This is a genomic window from Rhodococcus sp. RDE2 (genome assembly GCF_020885655.1).
Lineage (GTDB): Bacteria > Actinomycetota > Actinomycetes > Mycobacteriales > Mycobacteriaceae > Rhodococcus > Rhodococcus pyridinivorans.
This window is the reverse complement of record NZ_AP025186.1, coordinates 1070680-1089191: the sequence shown is the minus strand read 5'-3', so window position 1 is coordinate 1089191 and position 18512 is coordinate 1070680. Positions and strand designations below refer to the sequence as shown.

Annotated in this window: 21 protein-coding genes; 11 read left to right on the top strand and 10 right to left on the bottom strand. The window is 69.6% G+C overall.

Annotation, left to right across the window (positions count from 1 at the left end; all coding sequences use genetic code 11):
• Positions 1-2: 2 nt before the first annotated feature.
• Positions 3-638, bottom strand: a complete 636-nt coding sequence (locus LPH33_RS05255; protein WP_160873847.1) for a TetR/AcrR family transcriptional regulator — start codon at positions 636-638, stop codon at positions 3-5.
• 59 nt (positions 639-697) lie between these two features.
• Between LPH33_RS05255 and LPH33_RS05250 the strand changes: the two genes are divergently transcribed.
• Both LPH33_RS05250 and LPH33_RS05245 read left to right on the top strand, forming a co-directional pair.
• On the top strand, positions 698-1921 hold the full coding sequence (locus tag LPH33_RS05250) for a hypothetical protein (RefSeq protein WP_145693415.1): 1224 nt from the start codon (positions 698-700) through the stop codon (positions 1919-1921).
• Positions 1922-1976: 55 nt separating this feature from the next.
• Positions 1977-3503: a carboxylesterase/lipase family protein gene (locus tag LPH33_RS05245; protein WP_229567358.1), complete on the top strand. Its 1527-nt coding sequence runs from the start codon at positions 1977-1979 to the stop codon at positions 3501-3503.
• Between the two features lie 32 nt (positions 3504-3535).
• Here the strand turns inward: LPH33_RS05245 and LPH33_RS05240 are convergent, their stop codons facing one another.
• From LPH33_RS05240 to LPH33_RS05230, 3 genes are read right to left on the bottom strand one after another with little or no spacing between them, the layout of a single operon-like run.
• Positions 3536-3862 carry a cupin domain-containing protein gene (locus tag LPH33_RS05240; protein WP_016692188.1) on the bottom strand — a complete coding sequence of 109 codons (327 nt, stop codon included), beginning with the start codon at positions 3860-3862 and terminating at the stop codon, positions 3536-3538.
• Between the two features lie 35 nt (positions 3863-3897).
• Positions 3898-4383 (bottom strand): dihydrofolate reductase, encoded by a 486-nt coding sequence (locus tag LPH33_RS05235; RefSeq protein WP_229567356.1) that lies wholly within the window; start codon positions 4381-4383, stop codon positions 3898-3900.
• The gene (locus tag LPH33_RS05230; protein WP_145693417.1) at positions 4383-5183 is read right to left on the bottom strand and encodes a thymidylate synthase; all 801 of its coding nucleotides are present in this window, start codon (positions 5181-5183) and stop codon (positions 4383-4385) included. The genes LPH33_RS05235 and LPH33_RS05230 overlap by 1 nt, the downstream gene beginning before the upstream one ends.
• Before the next feature lie 73 nt (positions 5184-5256).
• On the opposite strand from LPH33_RS05230, the gene LPH33_RS05225 reads away from it, so the two are divergent.
• Complete coding sequence (locus tag LPH33_RS05225) at positions 5257-6123, top strand: Fpg/Nei family DNA glycosylase (RefSeq protein ID WP_145693418.1); 867 nt, start codon at positions 5257-5259, stop codon at positions 6121-6123.
• 1 nt (position 6124) lies between these two features.
• The gene (locus tag LPH33_RS05220; protein WP_186455325.1) at positions 6125-7186 is read left to right on the top strand and encodes a tellurite resistance/C4-dicarboxylate transporter family protein; all 1062 of its coding nucleotides are present in this window, start codon (positions 6125-6127) and stop codon (positions 7184-7186) included.
• Here LPH33_RS05220 and LPH33_RS05215 read toward each other — a convergent pair.
• A complete protein-coding gene (locus LPH33_RS05215; protein WP_229567355.1) occupies positions 7155-8033 on the bottom strand; it encodes a cytochrome c oxidase assembly protein in 879 nt (292 codons plus the stop codon). The genes LPH33_RS05220 and LPH33_RS05215 overlap by 32 nt on opposite strands.
• Before the next feature lie 9 nt (positions 8034-8042).
• Positions 8043-8537: a DUF2243 domain-containing protein gene (locus LPH33_RS05210; protein ID WP_145693420.1), complete on the bottom strand. Its 495-nt coding sequence runs from the start codon at positions 8535-8537 to the stop codon at positions 8043-8045.
• Between the two features lie 81 nt (positions 8538-8618).
• On the opposite strand from LPH33_RS05210, the gene LPH33_RS05205 reads away from it, so the two are divergent.
• From LPH33_RS05205 to LPH33_RS05195, 3 genes are all read left to right on the top strand, one after another.
• Positions 8619-9152 carry a hypothetical protein gene (locus LPH33_RS05205; RefSeq protein ID WP_145693421.1) on the top strand — a complete coding sequence of 178 codons (534 nt, stop codon included), beginning with the start codon at positions 8619-8621 and terminating at the stop codon, positions 9150-9152.
• A 105-nt stretch (positions 9153-9257) separates the two neighbouring features.
• A complete protein-coding gene (locus LPH33_RS05200; RefSeq protein WP_145693422.1) occupies positions 9258-9905 on the top strand; it encodes an alpha/beta family hydrolase in 648 nt (215 codons plus the stop codon).
• Positions 9902-11560 (top strand): GAF domain-containing sensor histidine kinase, encoded by a 1659-nt coding sequence (locus LPH33_RS05195; RefSeq protein ID WP_160873842.1) that lies wholly within the window; start codon positions 9902-9904, stop codon positions 11558-11560. The genes LPH33_RS05200 and LPH33_RS05195 overlap by 4 nt, the downstream gene beginning before the upstream one ends.
• Before the next feature lie 25 nt (positions 11561-11585).
• On the opposite strand, the gene LPH33_RS05190 is transcribed toward LPH33_RS05195, so the two are convergent.
• Entirely contained in the window at positions 11586-12233 is a 648-nt protein-coding gene (locus LPH33_RS05190) for a response regulator transcription factor (RefSeq protein WP_033096942.1), read from the bottom strand.
• Between the two features lie 151 nt (positions 12234-12384).
• Here LPH33_RS05190 and LPH33_RS05185 point away from each other — a divergent pair, with 151 nt between their 5' ends.
• A complete protein-coding gene (locus LPH33_RS05185; protein WP_051032983.1) occupies positions 12385-13341 on the top strand; it encodes a nitroreductase family protein in 957 nt (318 codons plus the stop codon).
• Between the two features lie 17 nt (positions 13342-13358).
• Complete coding sequence (locus LPH33_RS05180; protein WP_016692199.1) at positions 13359-13628, top strand: hypothetical protein; 270 nt, start codon at positions 13359-13361, stop codon at positions 13626-13628.
• A gap of 42 nt (positions 13629-13670) precedes the next feature.
• Here LPH33_RS05180 and LPH33_RS05175 read toward each other — a convergent pair whose 3' ends face one another.
• From LPH33_RS05175 to LPH33_RS05165, 3 genes are all read right to left on the bottom strand, one after another.
• On the bottom strand, positions 13671-14582 hold the full coding sequence (locus LPH33_RS05175) for a universal stress protein (RefSeq protein ID WP_229567353.1): 912 nt from the start codon (positions 14580-14582) through the stop codon (positions 13671-13673).
• Between the two features lie 25 nt (positions 14583-14607).
• Positions 14608-15648 carry an LLM class F420-dependent oxidoreductase gene (locus tag LPH33_RS05170; RefSeq protein ID WP_088897747.1) on the bottom strand — a complete coding sequence of 347 codons (1041 nt, stop codon included), beginning with the start codon at positions 15646-15648 and terminating at the stop codon, positions 14608-14610.
• A gap of 72 nt (positions 15649-15720) precedes the next feature.
• A complete protein-coding gene (locus LPH33_RS05165; protein WP_016692202.1) occupies positions 15721-16629 on the bottom strand; it encodes a universal stress protein in 909 nt (302 codons plus the stop codon).
• A gap of 146 nt (positions 16630-16775) precedes the next feature.
• Here LPH33_RS05165 and LPH33_RS05160 point away from each other — a divergent pair, with 146 nt between their 5' ends.
• Positions 16776-17219, top strand: a complete 444-nt coding sequence (locus LPH33_RS05160; protein WP_160873839.1) for an RrF2 family transcriptional regulator — start codon at positions 16776-16778, stop codon at positions 17217-17219.
• Between the two features lie 54 nt (positions 17220-17273).
• Positions 17274-18497 (top strand): globin domain-containing protein, encoded by a 1224-nt coding sequence (locus LPH33_RS05155; RefSeq protein WP_160873838.1) that lies wholly within the window; start codon positions 17274-17276, stop codon positions 18495-18497.
• Positions 18498-18512 lie beyond the last annotated feature (15 nt).

The following is an 18512-nucleotide window of genomic DNA, read 5'->3' as shown; positions in this document are numbered from 1 at the left end:
CTTCACTCCTGAGTCGTTCCGGAAGGCAGGTGCCCCGCCGCTCGCAGTGCGAGGGCGACGAGGTCGGGGACGGTGGATCCGGCCGCGCTGTCTCGAAGGCGACCGTCGGCCGCGCCGGGCAGACGGCCGGTGAGCACCTCGCCGACGGCCCCGACGAGCGCGGCGGCGGTGAGTTCGACATCCTGTTCGGGGAATTCACCGGTCGCGATGCCGTGGCGCACGGCGTTCGCGAAGGCCGCCGCGAAGGCGCGGCGCAGCACGAGCCGTTCGGCGTCGACCGCGACGTCGACCGGTTCGGCGAGCAGCGCGTAGGCGAGGGTGGGATTGCGCAGAGCACGGCGGGAGAAGGTGTCGACCACCGCGCTCACCCGGTCGGCTCCGGATCCGGTTGCGGCCGCGGACGTCACGGCCTCGACCTCCCGTTCGCACAGTTCCCGGAAGATCCGCACCACGAGATCGGACTTGTCGACGTAGTGCCGGTAGACGCTGCCGGTGGCGACACCGGCCCGTTCGGCGACCGCCGAGACGGACAGTCCGCTGTACCCGCGTTCGCTGAGCAGAGCGACCGCGGCGGCAGCGATCGCCTCGCGCTGTGCGTCGAGTCGCTCCTGCACTGCGGGTGTCCGCCGGTACGCCACACTAAGGATTGAACCTCGGTTCAGTGCTTCGGTCAACGGTCGGCGCTACGGTCGGGATTGTGAATCGCCTGAGCGTCGTGGACGAGATGTTCCTCCACCGCCACAAAGGAACCGGCCTGCCGTCGGTGATGCAGGGTCTGTGGCGCACCGACGAGACCGTGGACGCGACCCTGTTGCTGTCCCTTCACGACGTGCTGTCCGAAGGCCCGCTCGGTCGCCGCGTGGTCCGTCCCCGTGTTCCCGGCGCACGCCCCCGCTTCGAACCCAACACGCACGTCCATCCGCTGCGCTATCCCGCGACTCCCATCCCCGACGACGAGCTCCTCGATTGGGCCGACGAGCACGCGAACGTGAACGTCGATCCCGAGCTCGGTCCCGGCTGGGCTCTCGCCGCGACCCGCCTCACGAGTGGCGGCACCGCACTGTCGATCGTGTGCTCACATGTCCTGACCGACGCGCGGGGATTCGTCCGCGCGGTCGCCGACGCGCTCGCCGACCGGCCGCGACGACCCGACCCCGGTCGCCATTCCGATCTGCGCGATGCGATGCAGCTGTTCCGGAAGGTCGGCAGCGGACTGCGCCGCGTGAAGTACACGCCCCGCACGGAGAAGCCCCCCGCGCCGCAGACGGTGCGCTCGCGACCGCGCACCGCGCTCGTCGACGTCGACGCGGCGCAGTGGAAGGCCGTCGCCGCCGCGGAGGACGGCAGCCCGAACGCCCTGCTGCTCGCCGTGTCCGCCGGTGTCGCGCGACGCGCCCGGATCCCGTTCCCCGTGCGCATCTCCGTTCCGGTCGACGACCGGAAGGACGGAACCGTCTCCAACGGCGTGTCGATGGTGGGGATCTCCGTCGACGACGGCGACACGCTCGCCTCCATCCGCGCCAGCGCCGCGCACGCCTACTCGCAGCCGCGGGAAGGAGCGCCGCACAACATGCCGGCCGAGATCCTGCAGCTCCTGCCCGACCGCCTCGCCGCCCGTGTCGCGCGAGGTGCGGGCGAGCGGGACCTGTTGTGTTCCAACATAGGTGCGGTGCCCCGCGAACTCACGACACTGGGCCCGTACCGCACCACCGGGATCGCGATGCGCGCGATGCACCCGGGTCTCGACACCCGGCCGGCCCGCACCGCGACCCGCCTGTCGGTCTACGCCTGCCACACCGACGAGCGGTACACCCTCGCGTTCGTCGCCCTCGACGAGGAGCGCTTCCCCGACACCGCGACGCTGCGCACCTACGTGCTGGCCGAGCTCGCGGACCGGGGACTCGAGGCCCACTCCTGGTGACGCCGCCGGTGGAGGCGGCGGCTACCGTGACGCGCCGTCACGTACAGTGCGGAGCATGACGCCCGAGACCCACGTCACATTCGCCGACGGGACCGTCCGCGGCACCCGGCTCGGCGACCTCCTCGCCTGGCGCGGCATCCCCTACGCCGCTCCCCCGGTCGGGCCGCTGCGGTTGCGCGCCCCGCAACCGGTCGAGCCCTGGACGGGGGTGCGCGATGCGACACGGTTCGGCAATGCCGCCCCACAGCGTCCGCGCTACGCCGAGACCGGGCGTCGCGGAGTGCGCGTGCGTCCCGACGAGGACTGCCTGACCCTCAACGTGCTCGCCCCCGCAGGTCGTGTCCACGCGCCGCGACCGGTGATGGTGTTCATCCACGGCGGCGCGTTCACCCTCGGCACGAGTGCCCTGTCGGTCTACGGCGGCGAGTCGCTGGTCCGGCGCGGCGACGTCGTCTACGTGTCGATCAACTACCGCCTCGGATCGCTCGGCTATCTCGACTTCGGGTCCTTCTCCACCGACGACGTGCGTTTCGATTCCAATCTCGGTCTGCGCGACCAGGTGGCGGCGCTCGAATGGGTGCAGCGCAACATCGCGGCCTTCGGCGGCGACCCCGACAACGTGACGATCTTCGGCGAGTCCGCCGGCGGCACCTCGGTGACGACCCTGCTCGCGACCCCCGCCGCGCGCGGACTGTTCTCCGCCGCGATCGCGCAGAGCCCGGCGCCGAATCTCGTCGTCACCGCCGACCGCTCGGCCGAATGGGGCCGCAAGTTCGTCGAACTGCTCGGTGCCGATCCGGATACCGCCGCTCGGGCGCTGCTCGACGCCTCCCCCGTCGAACTCGGGCGGGTCGGATCGCGGCTCGGGGCGCAGGTGCTGCGCGCGACCCCGGGTCTGCATCCCTTCGGCCCGGTCGTCGACGGCGATTTCGTTCCGCTCCAGCCGCTCGAGGCGTACGAGACGGGCGCGGCACATCCCGTTCCGCTCGTGCTCGGGACGAACGACCGCGAAGGTGCGCTGTTCCCGAAGTTCCTCGACGCGCTTCCGACGAACCCGCGGCGGATCGACGCGCTGTTCGCCGCGACCGATCCGGAGGCGAAGGATCGCATCACGGCGGTCTATCCGGGATATCCGGACGAGCGTGCCGCGATCGATCTCGGCGGCGACCTCACCTTCTGGTATCCGTCCGTGCAGATCGCGCAGGCACATTCGCGTTTCGCGCCGACCTTCATGTACCGCTTCGATCTCGCGCCGCGACTGCTGCGGTGGACGGGCTTCGACGCGACGCACGCGGTGGAGTTGCTCGCCGTCTTCGACCAGACCGACGAACCGCTCGGCCGGGCGCTCACGGCGCTCGGTGGGCGACGTGGTCTGCGGAGGGTCGCCGGGTCGATGCAGCGCCAGTGGCTGAACGTGGCCCGGCACGGTGAACCACTGCCGTCGTGGCCGCGCTACGACGAGAAGGACCGCGCAACAGTGATTTTCGACGAGGTCACGCGCATCGAGCACGATCCGCGCCGCCAGCGCCGACTCGCGTGGGAGGGCTACCGCGGGTACACCGCTCCGGCACCTGTGCAGTAAGCGTCGCTACTCGACGCGTGCAGTGAGCGCCGCTACTTGGCGACGGTGAGCAGGAAGGCGACGTCCTCGATGGCGCTGACGCTGTGCCGGACCAGCGGGATGATGATCATGTCGCCGGCCGAGCCCTTCCACACGTCGTTGCCGGCGACGAGCTGGAGCTGGCCCGACAGCACCTGCAGGGTCGCCTCGCCGGGGCTGTCGTGCTCGCCGAGTTCGTGGCCGGCGAGCAACGCGACGACGGTCTGCCGCAGGTGCTTGGTATGCCCACCGAAAACCGTCTGGGAGCTGCGTCCGCTGCTGGACGCCGCTGCGAGTTTGAGCTGCTGCCGTGCCAGGGCGGTCAACGAGAGCTTGTCCATGTACCGCAGTATCGCTCAGATGCCGCCGCGAGAACTCAGCTTCGCGCGTACCGGATCCAGCGGAACCTGATTTCCTTGGTGGAGGTCATCCATTCCCCGGCCTCGGCCACCCACTCGGCGCCGATCGGGGGTGCGGTCGCATCTCCTGCGACGTCGAGGTCCACCTCGGTCACGAGCAACTGCGTCGCGAACGGCATCGCCTGCGCGTAGATCTGGCCCCCGCCCATCACGACGACCTCGTCCTCACCGGCGAGCGTCAGCGCGTCCTCGAGGCTCATCGCGGTCTCGGCGCCCTCGGCCGACCACTCGACGTTGCGGGTGACGACGATGTTCCGGCGTCCCGGCAGCGGCCGGAACCGCACCGGGAGCGAATCCCAGGTGAGCCGGCCCATGATCACCGGCTTGCCCATCGTGGCGTCCTTGAAGAACGCCATGTCCTCGGGGATGTGCCACGGGATGGTGTTGTCGCGGCCGATCACACCGCCGCGTGCCTGGGCCCAGACGAGGGTGACATCCCCCATCAGACGGCCACCGGCGCCTTGATCGCCGGATGATGCCGGTAGCCGACGACCTCGACGTCCTCGTAGCGGTAGTCGAAGATCGAGTCGCGCGGGTGCAGCTTCAGCGTCGGGTAGGGATACGGATCGCGGGTGAGCTGCTCGGTGACCTGCTCGATGTGGTTCGAGTAGATGTGGCAGTCGCCGCCGGTCCAGATGAACTCTCCCGGCTCGAGTCCGGTCTGCTGCGCGACCATGTGGGTGAGCAGCGCGTAGCTGGCGATGTTGAACGGCACGCCGAGGAACATGTCGGCGCTGCGCTGGTAGAGCTGGCAGCTGAGCTTGCCGTCGGCCACGTAGAACTGGAAGAAGGCGTGGCACGGCATCAGTGCCATCCGGTCGAGCTCGGCCACGTTCCACGCCGAGACGAGGATGCGCCGTGAGTCGGGGTTGCTGCGCAGGGTCTCGATCACCTGGCCGATCTGGTCGATGTGCTGCCCGTCGGGGGTGGGCCACGAGCGCCACTGCACGCCGTAGACCGGGCCGAGGTCACCGTCGGGTGCGGCCCACTCGTCCCAGATCGTCACGCCGTGCTCCTGCAGCCACTTGACGTTGGAGTCGCCGCGCAGGAACCACAGCAGTTCGTAGACGATGGACTTCAGGTGCACCTTCTTCGTGGTGATCAGCGGGAAGCCCTCGGACAGATCGAAGCGCATCTGGTGGCCGAACAGGCTCCGCGTGCCGGTTCCGGTACGGTCGGCCTTCTCCGCGCCGGTCTCGAGGATCAGGCGTAGCAGGTCTTCGTAGGGCGTCGACACAGTCACGAGCGCAGTCTATCGGGGCCTCGAAGGTGTCCGTCGCCACCCGCGAACGGCCCGGCGACCGTAGCCTGTTCCCATGCCCGAGCTCCCCGAGGTGGAAGCACTTGCGGTGTTCCTGCGCGAGCACGCGGTCGGCAGCGTCGTCGGACGCATCGACGTCGCGGCGCTGAGCGTGCTGCAGACGGCCGACCCACCGATCACGGCGCTGCAGGGACGCGACATCACCGGAGCGGCGCGCTTCGGCAAGTTCCTCGCGATCGACTGCTCCGGGCTGCATCTGATCACGCACCTGTCGCGCGGCGGCTGGTTGCGCTGGCTCGACGAACCGTCGCAGACTCCCCCGAAACTCGGTCGCGGTCCGCTCGCCCTCCGCGTGCACCTGTTCGCCCCCGACGCGACGACACCGGCCTTCGATCTCACCGAGGCCGGCACGAAGAAGCGCCTCGCGGTCTGGGTCGTCGACGATCCGCAGCAGGTGCCGGGCATTGCCCGCCTCGGCCCAGATGCACTCGCCCTCACCCGCGACGAGTTCGCCGAGCTCCTGACCGACAGCACCTCGCGTCTCAAGACGCTGCTCACCGATCAGAAGGTTCTCGCGGGGATCGGCAACGCCTACTCCGACGAGATCCTGCACGTCGCGCAGCAGTCGCCGTTCGCGACCGCCGGCAAGCTCACCGACGACGAGGTGACCACGCTGTACGGGACGATGCGGTCGGTGCTCACCGACGCCGTCACCCGCTCGGTCGGGCAGGACGCGGCGCGCCTCAAGGGAGAGAAACGGTCGGGGCTGCGCGTGCACGGGCGTACCGGCGAGCCGTGCCCGGTGTGCGGCGACACCGTCCGCGAGGTCTCCTACACAGACCGCTCGTTCCAGTACTGCCCCACCTGCCAGACCGGAGGGAAGGTCCTCGCCGACCGGCGGATGTCCCGCCTGCTGAAGTAGCGTGCGCGCCGTGCAGGCCCGTCCCCGTCTCCGCGAAGAAGTGCGCACCCTGGCGCCGGGTTACTTCGCCTTCGTCATGGCCGGCGGCATCGTCTCCACCGGCCTCCATCTCCGGGGTTTCCACTTCGCATCGGCCGCGCTGCTGATCGTGTCCGTGATCGGATACGCGACGCTCGTGGCCATGTCGGTGTGGCGGTTCCTCGCGTTCCGCGACGAGGTCCGCGCCGATCTCGCCGATTCCGGGCGGGCGTTCGGCTTCTTCACCTTCGTCGCGGGCAGCAACGTGCTCGGCGTACGGCTGATGATGGACGGCCGGCATTCCACCGCGGCGGTGCTGCTCGCGGGCGCGGCGGCGACCTGGCTGGTACTGGGATATGTCGTCCCGTGGACCGCCGTGCTCGGCACGGCGGAGCGTCCCGTCCTCGCGAAGGCCAACGGGACGTGGTTCATCTGGGTCGTCGCGAGCGAATCGGTGGCCATCGCCGCGGCCACGCTCCAGCCCGTCTACCGCGAACTCGACCGGCTCCTCGCCGCCGTCGCGGTGTTCACCTGGGGTGTGGGCCTGTTCCTGTACGCGGCGGCGGGCATCTTCGTCGCGGCGCGGATGCTGCAGTACCCGCTGCGTCCCACCGACCTGACCGCACCGTACTGGGTGTCGATGGGAGCGTGCTCGATCACCGTCGTGGCGGGCTCACGCATCGTCGAGATGGACGACGCCCCGATGGTGGACGCGACCCGCGGACTGATCGCGGGCCTCGCCGTCGTCATCTGGGCCTTCGCGACGTGGCTGCTGCCGCCTCTCGTCGCGGCCGGTTGGTGGCGTCACCGCGTCCATCGGGTGCCGCTGACCTACGACTCGGCCCTGTGGTCGATCGTCTTCCCGCTCGGCATGTACGCGGTCGCGGGGATGTATCTGGGTCGCGCCGACGATCTGCCGCTGGTCGGGGCGATCGGTGCCGCCGAATTGTGGGTCGCGGTGGCGGCCTGGGTCGTGGTGTTCGCCGCGATGCTGCACCGCATGTGGGTCCGGCTCACGCGGCCGGTCGAGCGCGACCGACCGTGACCGCCCGCGCGCGGGCACGCCCCATCTCGCCGTACCAGCGGACGGCGAGCACGACGGCCAGGGCCACACCGACCGCGTCGCCGCCGTAGTACATCAGCTGGGCCCCCGCCTGCAGATCGGATGCGGCGAACATCGTGCCGGGAGGTGACTGCGCGTACAGCGTCTTCGCCAGCACTGCATGAGCCGCGCCGGCCACGAGCAACACCACCGCGAGATGCGCGAGACCGTACCGGCGGCGGAGCGGATCGAGGCGGCAGATCGCGACGGTGAACAGCATCCCGGCGGCGAAGACGTGCAGGTGGACGACGGTCGCGACGAGCGGGTCGTCGTGCATGGCAGCGAACAGTGGCGTCCGGTAGAGCACCCACAGCCCACCCATGTCCAGCACGGCCGCGACGGCCGGCGCCGTGAGCAGTGCGGCCGGTCGCGAATGCAGCACGGTGAGCAGACCCGCACGTGCGCCTCCCACCGGGACGGTCCTCAGCAGCAGCGTCATCGGCCTGCCCAGCACGATCAGCAGGGGTCCGACCATCCCGACGAGCAGATGCCCGGCCATGTGCGCGGTGAACGGACCACCGGGCAGAGGGAACACCGCCGTCGTGACGAGAGGCAGCACCGCCGCCGTGACGAGAGGCAGCACCGCCGCCGTGACGAGAGGCAGCACCGCTGCCGCAGCGACGGCGCCGGCACCTGCGGCGACACTCGCGTCACGCCACCACGGCCAGGCGTCGCCGCGTCGACGCAGCCGCACGGCCGCTCCGATGTACAGCGCGACGGCCACCGCTGCCGCGAACAGAACGACGAGAGCGAGCGCTCCCGGTCCCGCCTGTGTCGGATGGTCGTGCACCGACGGCTCCTATCCGTCCGAGAGCCCGGTGGGGCGCGCGCTCCGTCGCGCCGACCACCACAGGAGCGCACCGGCGACGAGGAACACGAGAGCCCCTGCGATCCAGGCCAGGTCGTAGGGCCACACGTCGACGTCGTAGCGGATCTGGTGGACGCGGAACACCTTGTGGTTCACCAGCCCGTCGAACAACTGGAACGCGCCCGCTCCCATGAGCAGCGCCGCCCAGAAGTGCCGTACCGCCAGGGCGTGCCTGCGGCGCACATCCGCGAGCAACGCGAATCCCGCTACGAGAACGAGCAACTCGGCGGTGTGCAGCAGACCGTCGGACGCGAGACCGACCGCGGGTGTGGAGCGATCGTAGAAGTGGTGCCAGCCGAGGATCTGGTGGAAGACGATCTCGTCGATCGCCGCCATGAGCGCCACACCGAGCAGGGCACCGCTGATCGCGGAGTGCCGCACCGAGATTCCGCCGTGTGTGTCTCCGGGTCGTGTCGCTCCCGTCATCGCTCCTTCACCGTGCCGTCCGTAGGACTCCGCCCTGGGAATACGGGTTGTTCCGATCCCGCGGCGGGTACCCGAGCGGTCATGCTGAGAAACGCACTGTGGGAAGGCCTGGTCGCCGGTGCGGCCGGCGTCGCCGCCATGACCGTCGGGGAGAAGATCGAGCAGGCCGTCACCGGGCGACCGAACTCCCACGTGCCGGGCCGCGTACTCGCACGGCTGACGGGCGCGTCCGAATCGGCCGGGCAGCACTCGACCGCCCTGAACTGGGCGATGCACTTCGGGCAGGGCATCGCACTCGGCGTCCTGCGTTCGGTCATGGCCGAGGTCGGCCTGCGGGGGCCGCTCGCATCGTCGAAGTTCACCGTCGTCCGTCTCACCAACGATCAGATCCTCGAGAACGCGACCGGCGTGGGAGCACCGCCGCAGACGTGGCCCCGTTCGGAACTGGCGATCGACGTCCTCCACAAGAGCGTCTACGGCTTCGTCACCGGTGCCGTTGCCGACGCACTGGCCGCCCGCCGCGGTCCCGGCCCGGGCGGGCGGCATGCCGAGCTCGTGCCCGGTCGCCATTCCGACATCGGCCCGATCCCCCGCAGCGCGGCGGCCGGCCGGTAGAGGTACGGAGCAGCACGCGCGACCTGCGGCACGGAGCACAGGCGACCTGCTGCGGAGCACGGAGGCCCGAGGAGACGTCGCCGACGCGGCGGTTACCGTATCGGTGTGAGTGTCGAACCGCTGGACACCGGCACCGTGGCCGGTCACCTGCATCTTCCCGAGGGCAGCCCGCGGGGTGCCGTCGCGTTGACGCACGGCGCCGGCGGCAACTGCGACGCCCGGATCCTGCAGTCGATGTGCTGCCGGTTCTCCGACGCCGGCTTCCTCGCCCTGCGCTACGACCTGCCGTTCCGCCGTCGCAAGCCGAAGGGTCCTCCGCAGCCGTCCCGCGCCCCGGAGGACCGCGAGGGGGTGGCCGCCGCCGCCGCGGAGCTGCGCGAACGCGTGTCCGGGCCCCTGCTGCTCGGCGGCGTCTCCTACGGCGGCCGCCAGACGTCGATGCTGGCGGCCGACGAACCCGGCATCGCCGACGCCCTCGTCCTGCTGTCCTATCCTCTCCATCCCCCGGGCAAGCCGGAGAAGCTGCGCACCGAGCACCTGCCGAAGATCTCGATGCCCACGGTGTTCGTCCACGGCGACCGCGACCCCTTCGGTACCTTCGACGAACTGCGGGAGGCACTCGATCTCCTGCCCGCGGCCACGACCCTCGTCGAGGTCACCGGGGCCGCACACGACCTGAGCCGCGCGAAGACGGATCCCTCGGAATCCGCCGTATCCGCCGCGCTGCACCTGCTGGAAGAGAAGAAGTCATGATCGAACCCACCGACGTCGCCATCGACACGCTGCTCGCCGAGCTCCGCGACCGGCTCGACGACTCCGTCGACGCCCCGACGACCCTGCGCGGACTGCTCGAAGCGGTGCTCGTCGTGGGATCGGGTCTCGAACTCGACTCCATGCTCCAGCGCATCGTCACCGCCGCGACCGCCCTCCTCGACGCCCGCTACGGCGCGCTCGGTGTGCGCGCCGCCGACGGTGGCCTGTCGGAGTTCGTGTACGTCGGGATCAATCCGACGCAGCGCGAGGTGATGGGCCACCTGCCCGAGGGTCGGGGCATCCTCGGTCTGCTCATCAACGATCCCCGGCCGGTCCGCCTCGGCGACCTGTCGAAGCATCCCGCCTCCATCGGCTTCCCGCCCAACCATCCGCCCATGAAGAGCTTCCTCGGCACACCGATCATGGTGCGCGGCAAGGTCTTCGGCAGCATCTATCTCACCGAGAAGCTGGGCGCACCCGAGTTCACCGAAGAGGACGAGGTGATCCTCAAGGTGCTCGCGATGTCCGCCGGCGTGGCCGTCGAGAACGCGCGCCTGTTCGAGGGCTCCCTTGCCCGCGAGAGATGGCTCACCGCAATGGCATCCATCAACTCCCGGTTGCTGATGGGTGGGTCGGTGGACGAGACGCTGTCGATGCTCACCGGCCAGGTCCGCGAACTCGCCCGGTGTGCGGGCGCCTATGTGGTGCTCGTCGACGGGCATCACGGCCGCCTGCAGGCCGCGTCCCCCGCGATCCCGTGCGGGAAGGACAAGCGTTTCGATCTCACCGGATCGCCTGTGCTCAAAGCACTCAAGAGCCGGCAGCCGATGCACCTCGACACTCTCGAGGGACTGCCGCCGACGGAACAGGGCGACGAGGGCCACGCGGTGGTGCTGCCGCTGTCGGCGACGTCGACGGTCACGGGCGTGCTCGTCGCGACCCGCGAGGCCGGTAGCGAACCGTGGGACGACGAGGACGTGGCCCGCTTCGAATCCATGGCGAACCTCGCGGCCGTGGCCCTCGAATTCGCCGAACAGCAACGCAAGAAGCGGTTGCTCGACGTGCTGGCCGATCGCGATCGCATCGCACAGGACCTGCACGACAACGTCATCCAGCGCCTGTTCGCCACGGGTATGAGTCTGCAGAGCGCGACCGCGGACGGAGCGGACAACGAACGCATCGTGGAGGTGATCCGCCACGCGATCGAGCAACTCGACCGGACGGTGCGCGAGATCCGCACGACCATCTTCGATCTGCACACCACCGGCGCGGCGGCGTCGAACAGCCTGCGCCGGAGACTGCTGGACGTCGTGGGCGATCTGAGCATCCACTCCGCGGTGGCACCCAACGTGCAGTTCGTCGGCCCCATCGACACACTGGTGCCGATGCGCATCCACCCGCACGCCGAAGCCGTGCTCCGCGAGGGGCTGAGCAACGCGCTGCGTCATTCGCAGTCCGACAACATCTCGGTGTCGGTCTCGGTTCAGGACGACTTCCGGATCGAGATCCTCGACGACGGCACGGGTCTGCCCGACACGCCTCGCCGCAGCGGCCTGGCGAACCTCGAGCGGCGCGCCGTGCAGTGCGGCGGGACGTGCGAGATCGGCCCCGCCGATCCGCGCGGCACCCGGGTGCTGTGGGCGGTCCCGCTCTGACGGGACCGGTCCCGCACCCGTCGGACTAGGACGTCGGCTTGCCGCGCTCGTTGCGCAGTTCGGTGGCGAGCACCGCGGCCTGAGTGCGGCGCTGCATGCCGAGCTTCGCCAGCAGGCGCGAGACGTAGTTCTTCACGGTCTTCTCCGCGAGGAACAGCCGTTCGGCGATCTCCCGGTTGGTCAGGCCCTCACCGATGAGCTCGAAGACGGCGCGTTCCTGCTCCGACAGCTCGGCCAGCGGATCGGCCGTACGCGACGCCCGGATCCGTTCCATGAGGGCGGCGGTGGCACGGCTGTCGAGCAGCGAGCCGCCCTCACCGACGGTGCGGATCGCCGAGACGAGATCGGTGCCGAGGATCTGCTTGAGCACGAAACCCGAGGCACCGGCCATGATCGCGTCGAAGAGCGCCTCGTCGTCGGCGTAGGAGGTGAGCATCAGGGCGCGCAGGCCCGGCATGCGGGTACGCAGCTCGCGGCACAGTTCGACACCGTTGCCGTCGGGGAGCCGCACGTCGAGCACCGCGACGTCGGCGCCGCTCTCGGGCACGCGGGCCAGGGCCTCGCCCACCGAGGCGGCCTCACCGACGACGGTGAAGTCGGGCACGCTGCTCAGCAGATCCACCAGGCCGCGCCGCACGATCTCGTGATCGTCGACGAGGAACACGCGGGTCATCTCGGGCACCTTTCGTTGACATGCTGTCCCGTCATTGTCCCAGGTGTACCGCGATACCCACGTCCTCGGGGCCGTTCGACACCCATCTGGGGACCTTCTCCCCCTGCCCCGCGGGCGCCGCTCGGGAGACGCTGGAGGGGCAGAGGTGGACATGTGGGACGAACGAGCCGACGAGGAGGATGTCGTGACTGTCGATGCCGGAACCTGGTCGCTCGGTGACACCGAGATCATTGCGCGTGCGGTGGTGGAGGCACCCTCGGTGCACGACACGCAACCGTGGAATCTGCGCCTGCCCGATCACAGCGCCGAACTGGAGGAACGCCTCGAGTTCGCCGAGCCGGGCCCGGACCCGCTGCGAGTCGACCGGTTGATCTCGTGCGGTACGGCCCTTGCGAATCTCGAGCTCGCGATCCGGGTCCTCGGCAACCGATCGCGCACCTCCGTGCTGCCCGATCCGCAACGTCCGGAACTCATCGCCCGGATCGAGACGCTCGGCTCGGGCACCCCGAGCAGCCGCGACCTGCGGTTGTACGCCGCCATCTCGCACCGTCGCAGCCACCGCGAATCGTTCACCGATATCCCGGTGCCGACGGAGACGCTCGCCGACGTCGTCGCCGCGGCCGGGGAGGTACCCGACATCGACGTGCGCCTGCTCGCCGCCGACGAGTCCGCCGCCCTCGCCCAGGTGCTCGCCTACGCGGCGGAGGCCCGCCGGCGTCACCCGCACTATCAGCGGGAGATGTTCTCGTGGACGTCCCACTGGCAGCCGCGCGGCAACGCCGAGGTGGTCACCACGTGGAGCGCGACCCTCGACGAACACGGCGCGGCCGGCGAGGCCATGGTCACCACCGGGATCCCCGACATCGATGCGCTGGCGGCGGCGATCGCGCGCGAATCGGTGCTGCTGTTCTCCGCCCCGTCGACGTCACCGGCGGATCTGGTCCGGGTGGGTGCGGCGGTGGAACGGTGCTGGCTCGCGGCCATCGACGCGCGACTGTCGGCGTCGGTCGTGACGCATCCCCTGCGCGTCGAAGACGCCGGTTCGCGCCTGGCCGAGATGCTCGACCTGCCGGTCGTGCCGCTGGTGATCCTGCGCGTGGGTTTCTGACGAGAAGAGAGATCGAGGTGACGATGAGCGCACCGACCGAGGATCCGATCGACGATCCGACCCGCGAGTTGTTCCACACGGCGCTGGACATGGCGCAGGCCGCCAAGGCCGGGAACGTCTCCGGGTGGCTGACCGCCCGCTACGAGTGCGGACGCGTCGAGGACGTCGCGTTCGTCCTCTCGCAGATGCTCGGGGTGCTCATCGAGAACGGGGCGATCAGCCGGGGTGTGCATCCGGCCGACGCGTGGAGGGAACTGCGCGAGCGGGGCGTCGACGACTTCGGGTGACGCCCCGCATCGCTCGTCCGCCGGATCGATCCCCGTCCGGGATCAGTCCTCGGTCTCCTTCGACCGGACGACGAGGACCGGGCAGTCCGCGGTCTGGATCAGCGCGTTGCTCGTGGAGCCGAGCAGCAGTCCCTTGAATCCACCACGTCCGCGGGTTCCGACCACGAGAAGCTGTGCGGTCTCGGCATATTCGCTGAGCACTCGCACCGGCCGGTCGCGGGCGACGACCCGTTCGACGGTGACGTCCGGGTACCGCTCCTGGTATCCGGCGAGACGTTCGGCGAGCACGATCTCCTCACCGGTCTGGATCCGGCTCCAGTGCGGGTCCTCGGGGACGGCGCCGAGCGAGGGCTGGACGCTCACGTCGCTCCACACGTTCACCGCGACGAGCGTCGCCCCGCGTGCGGAGGCCTCCTCGAACGCGACCTCCACCGCGTCGCGGCACGAGACCGATCCGTCGACACCGACCACGACGGGCCCCTCCGCCGGCGGCGCACCGTCGAGGGTGCGGCCCCGCACCACGACGACGGGCGCCGTCGCGTGCGAGACGACCGCCGTGGAGACCGAACCGGCGAGCAGACCCTTCACCTCGCCGAGACCGCGCGAGCCGACGACCAGCCGGTCGGCGTGCTCGGCCTCCGCGATGAGCGTGGGCACGACCTTGCCTTCGAGCTGCGCGGTGGTGACCTCGACGTTCCCGTGACGGTTCTCGTCGATGATCTGCCGGGCGAGCACGGCCGCATTGTCGAGCCGGTCGCGGGCCGTCGCCTTCATCTCCTCGTGGAAGCTCTGCGCGAGGTAGGGCTCGGAGTAGTAGAAGGCGGGGATGTGCACGACGGTGACGATGCGCAACGGCAGGCCGCGGATCGCAGCCGTCCGTGCCGCCCAGCTCACCGCGGTCGTGGACGCGTCGGATCCGTCGACGGCCACGACGATCGGCTTGTTCTCGGTCATCGCACGCGGAACCTTTCTCGGTGGGTCAGCCGCAGATCTGTCGCAGCTGTTCGATCAGTCGCACACGACCTGCGGTGTCGGCCGCGAAGGGGGTGACGTTGAGGGTGGTGACCCCGGCCTCCGCGAAGGCCGCGATACGTTCGCGCACGAAGCCCTCCGAGCCGATCAGGGAGATCGAGCGCAGCAGTTCGACAGGCACCGCCGCGGCCGCCTCCTCCTTCTTGCCGGCCAGGTAGAGCTCCTGGATGGTCTCGGCTTCCTTCGCGTAGCCGTAGCGGATCGCGAGGTCGTTGTAGAAGTTCTTGCCCTTGGCACCCATGCCGCCGACGTAGAGCGCGACCATGGGGCGGACCCAGTCGAGCATATGGTCGACGTCGTCGCCGATCGCGAGCGGGGTCTGGGCGTAGATCTGCAGGTCGCCGAGAGCCGGATCGCGCTTGGCCTTGCCCTTGGCGATCGACTCGCCCCACACCTCGGCGGCCTTCTCCGGGTAGTAGAACAGCGGTTGCCAGCCCTCGGCGATCTCGGCGGTCATCTCGACGTTCTTCGGGCCGAGCGACGCGATGATGATCGGGATGCGCTCGCGCACAGGCTTGTTGATGATCTTCAGCGGCTTGCCGAGACCGGTGCCGCGCTCGGCGGGCAGCGGGATCTGGTAGTGCTTGCCCTGGTGCTCGACCTTCTCGCGGCGCCACACCTGGCGGCAGATGTCGACGATCTCGCGCGTGCGGCCCAGCGGCGCGTTGTAGGGAACGCCGTGGAACCCCTCGATGACCTGCGGACCGGATGCGCCGATGCCGAGCACGAAGCGTCCGTCGGAGACGAAGTCCAGGCCGGCCGCCGTCATGGCCGTGAGCGTCGGTGTCCGGGTGAACAACTGGAGGATGCCGGAGGCGAGCTCGACGCGGGAGGTCTTCGCCGCCAGATAACCGAGCTGGCTCACCGCATCGAACGAGTAGGCCTCGGGCACGAACACGATGTCGAGACCGGCCTTCTCCAGGTCGGCCACCTCCGCCGCGGTCTCCGCGAAACCTCCGCTGTAGTTCAGTCCCATTCCGATGCGCATGCGCCACCTTCGTTCCTGCTGCACACCCCGTTCGGGGCGCGTTCGTCCACGTGCCCCCGAACACTACCGCCGTCAGGTAGTGACCGGTCGCACCACCATCACCGGGCACTGCGCCTCGCGCATGAGCGCGTTTCCGGTGGAGCCGAGCACCATCCCCTTGAAGCCACCCCTGCCCCGGGTACCGACCACGACTAGCTGGGCTTTCCCGCTCCAGGACCGCAGGTGGGCGCGGGGGCCGTCGACGTAGACCTTCCGGTGGACCGTCACGTCCGGATAGCGCTCGCCGTAGCCCGCGAGGCACTCCGACAGCAGGGAGTGCTCGTACTCCTCGAACGCGCGGGGATCGAAGTCGAGGGGCGACTCGTCGATCTCCCCGACCTTCAGGTCGCTCCAGACGTGGACGGCGACGAGGTCGACCCCGCGCCAGGACGCCTCCTCGAACGCCAGGTCGACCGCGTGGCGGCTCGCGGGGCTGCCGTCCACACCGACGACGACGGGACGCTCGTCGGGGACGGGCCCTTCCGGTCCCCGCACCACGACGACCGGGCATTCGGCATGACCGGCGACGGAGACCGGGGTGGAACCGAGGAAGGCCTCCCCCAGCTTGGTGCTCCCGGTGGCACCGAGGACGATCATCCGCGACGTGCGGGACAGCTCGACGAGCCACTTGGCGCTTCCGGTGAGCGCGAGCTCTGCGGTGATCTCGAGATCCGGCGCCACCGACTCGGCGGTCTCCGCGGCCTCCTTCAGGAGCGCCTGCGCCTCGGCCTCACTCCACTCGAAGACCTGCGAGGGACGGAAGAAGGGAAGTTTCGTCCAGCCCGACGGCGCGAAGTCCACCGCGTGGACGAGATGCAGCGGAATCTTCCGGCCGGCCGCGGTGGCCGCGGCCCACCTCACCGCCCGCTCGGAGGCCGGGGAGCCGTCCGCACCGACGGTCACGTGGTTGTGGTCGCGGGGTGCCTCACCGAGTGGTTTCACGCCCCCGAGACTAGTCGGATCCGCTACGTCCGGATACGGACTTTGGTCATCGTGTCGAGATTCCTTTGATTGCAATGCATTCCATCGACAGCGATCTGCGTCACATCAAATTGTCATTTGGGATGCGAATTTACTACCGTGAGGTCATGCAACTCACCCGGTTCACCGATCTAGGACTGAGAGTTGTGATGCATCTCGTCGCCGGCCCGGCGGAGAGTATGCCCAGCACCAGAACGATTGCAGACCAGCTCGATCTGTCGTACGCACATACGACGAAGGTCGTCGCCCGGCTCGGCGAGCTCGGAGTGGTCACCACCCGCCGCGGACGCGGTGGAGGCCTGACCGTCACCGAACTCGGCCGCACGGCGAGCCTCGGTTGGCTCGCCCGAGCCCTCGAGGGTGAAGAAGAGGTCGTCGAGTGCGAAGGAGCGAAGCCGTGCCCCATGCGTGGCGGTTGCAGCCTCCGCTCCAGGCTCCGCGCCGCACAGGACGCCTTCTACGCCGCTCTCGACGACGTCACGATCGCCGACCTGGCGACCCCTGACGCCGGCCCGGTCCTGCTCACTCTCGAACCACCCACCGGCCGCTGACCCACGGCGAGGCCGCCGGTGCAGCCCGTCACGACACACACGAGGAGACACACCATGCCGCTCTCACCCGAATCCAAGGACGTCATCGCCGCGACCCTCCCGGCGGTGGGAGCCGCCATCGGCGACATCACCCCGCTGTTCTACAGCAAGATGTTCGCCGCCCACCCCGAGCTCGAACGCGATCTGTTCAACCGCGGCAACCAGAAGCAGGGTGAGCAGCAGAAGGCACTCGCCGGATCGATCGCGGCGTTCGCGACGCTCCAGCTCGATCCCGATCCCGCCCGTGTCGAGGCGATCCTGTCCCGCATCGCCCACAAGCACGCCTCGCTCGGTATCAAGCCCGACGAGTACTGGATCGTCCACAAGCACCTCTTCGAGGCGATCGTCGAAATCCTCGGAGATGCAGTGACTCCCGAGGTCGCGAAGGCATGGGACGAGCTGTACTGGCTGATGGCCAACACTCTCATCTCGATGGAGGCCGATCTGTACCGGGCCGCGGGTGTCGAGGCCGGCGACGTCTGGCGCACCGTCCGCGTCGCCGACCGCGTCCACCAGTCCGCCGACACCGTCTCGTTCGTCCTCACCTCGCTCGACGGCTCCCCGCTGCCCACCTTCCGTCCGGGCCAGTACCTCTCGGTCGGCGTCCACCTCCCCGACGGCGCCCGCCAGATCCGTCAGTACAGCCTGTCGAGCGCACCCGCGAAGGGCGACTGGCGCATCACCGTCAAGCGGGTCCTCGCGACCACCGCACCCGACGGCACCGCGCTTCCCGCCGGTGAAGTGTCGAACTTCCTGTACAACAATGTCTTCGAGGGCGACGAGCTGGAGGTCACCACCCCCTTCGGTGATCTCGTGCTCACCGAGGACGACACTCCGATCCTGCTGGCGTCGGCCGGTATCGGATGCACCCCGATGATCGGCATGCTCGATCACCTCGCCGGCGTCGGCGACGAACGTCCCGTCGCGGTCCTGCACGCCGACCGGTCGGTCGCGAGCCACGCCCACCGCCGCGAGCTCGAGACCCTCGCCGAGAAGATCCCGTCGGCCCAGCTGTACCGCTGGTACGAGGATCTCGGCAACCGTCAGCCGCTCGAGACGGTCCGCGTCGGACGCGCCGACATCTCCGATCTGCCGCTCGACCCGAAGACCCAGGCCTACCTGTGCGGCCCGCTGCCGTTCATGCTCTCGCTGCGCGAGGCCCTGATCGAGCGCAACGTCCCGGCCGAGAACATCCACTACGAAGTGTTCGGACCCGACAGCTGGGCGCCTGCCTCCTGATCCGACCCGATCCGA

Coding starts and splice junctions, on each gene's coding strand:
- LPH33_RS05245 (WP_229567358.1), top strand. CDS start 1,977: ATGACGCCCGAGACCCACGTCACATTCGCCGACGGGACCGTCCGCGGC.
- LPH33_RS05240 (WP_016692188.1), bottom strand. CDS start 3,862: ATGGACAAGCTCTCGTTGACCGCCCTGGCACGGCAGCAGCTCAAACTC.
- LPH33_RS05235 (WP_229567356.1), bottom strand. CDS start 4,383: ATGGGGGATGTCACCCTCGTCTGGGCCCAGGCACGCGGCGGTGTGATC.
- LPH33_RS05225 (WP_145693418.1), top strand. CDS start 5,257: ATGCCCGAGCTCCCCGAGGTGGAAGCACTTGCGGTGTTCCTGCGCGAG.
- LPH33_RS05210 (WP_145693420.1), bottom strand. CDS start 8,537: ATGACGGGAGCGACACGACCCGGAGACACACACGGCGGAATCTCGGTG.
- LPH33_RS05205 (WP_145693421.1), top strand. CDS start 8,619: ATGCTGAGAAACGCACTGTGGGAAGGCCTGGTCGCCGGTGCGGCCGGC.
- LPH33_RS05195 (WP_160873842.1), top strand. CDS start 9,902: ATGATCGAACCCACCGACGTCGCCATCGACACGCTGCTCGCCGAGCTC.
- LPH33_RS05190 (WP_033096942.1), bottom strand. CDS start 12,233: ATGACCCGCGTGTTCCTCGTCGACGATCACGAGATCGTGCGGCGCGGC.
- LPH33_RS05185 (WP_051032983.1), top strand. CDS start 12,385: ATGTGGGACGAACGAGCCGACGAGGAGGATGTCGTGACTGTCGATGCC.
- LPH33_RS05175 (WP_229567353.1), bottom strand. CDS start 14,582: ATGACCGAGAACAAGCCGATCGTCGTGGCCGTCGACGGATCCGACGCG.
- LPH33_RS05170 (WP_088897747.1), bottom strand. CDS start 15,648: ATGCGCATCGGAATGGGACTGAACTACAGCGGAGGTTTCGCGGAGACC.
- LPH33_RS05160 (WP_160873839.1), top strand. CDS start 16,776: ATGCAACTCACCCGGTTCACCGATCTAGGACTGAGAGTTGTGATGCAT.
- LPH33_RS05155 (WP_160873838.1), top strand. CDS start 17,274: ATGCCGCTCTCACCCGAATCCAAGGACGTCATCGCCGCGACCCTCCCG.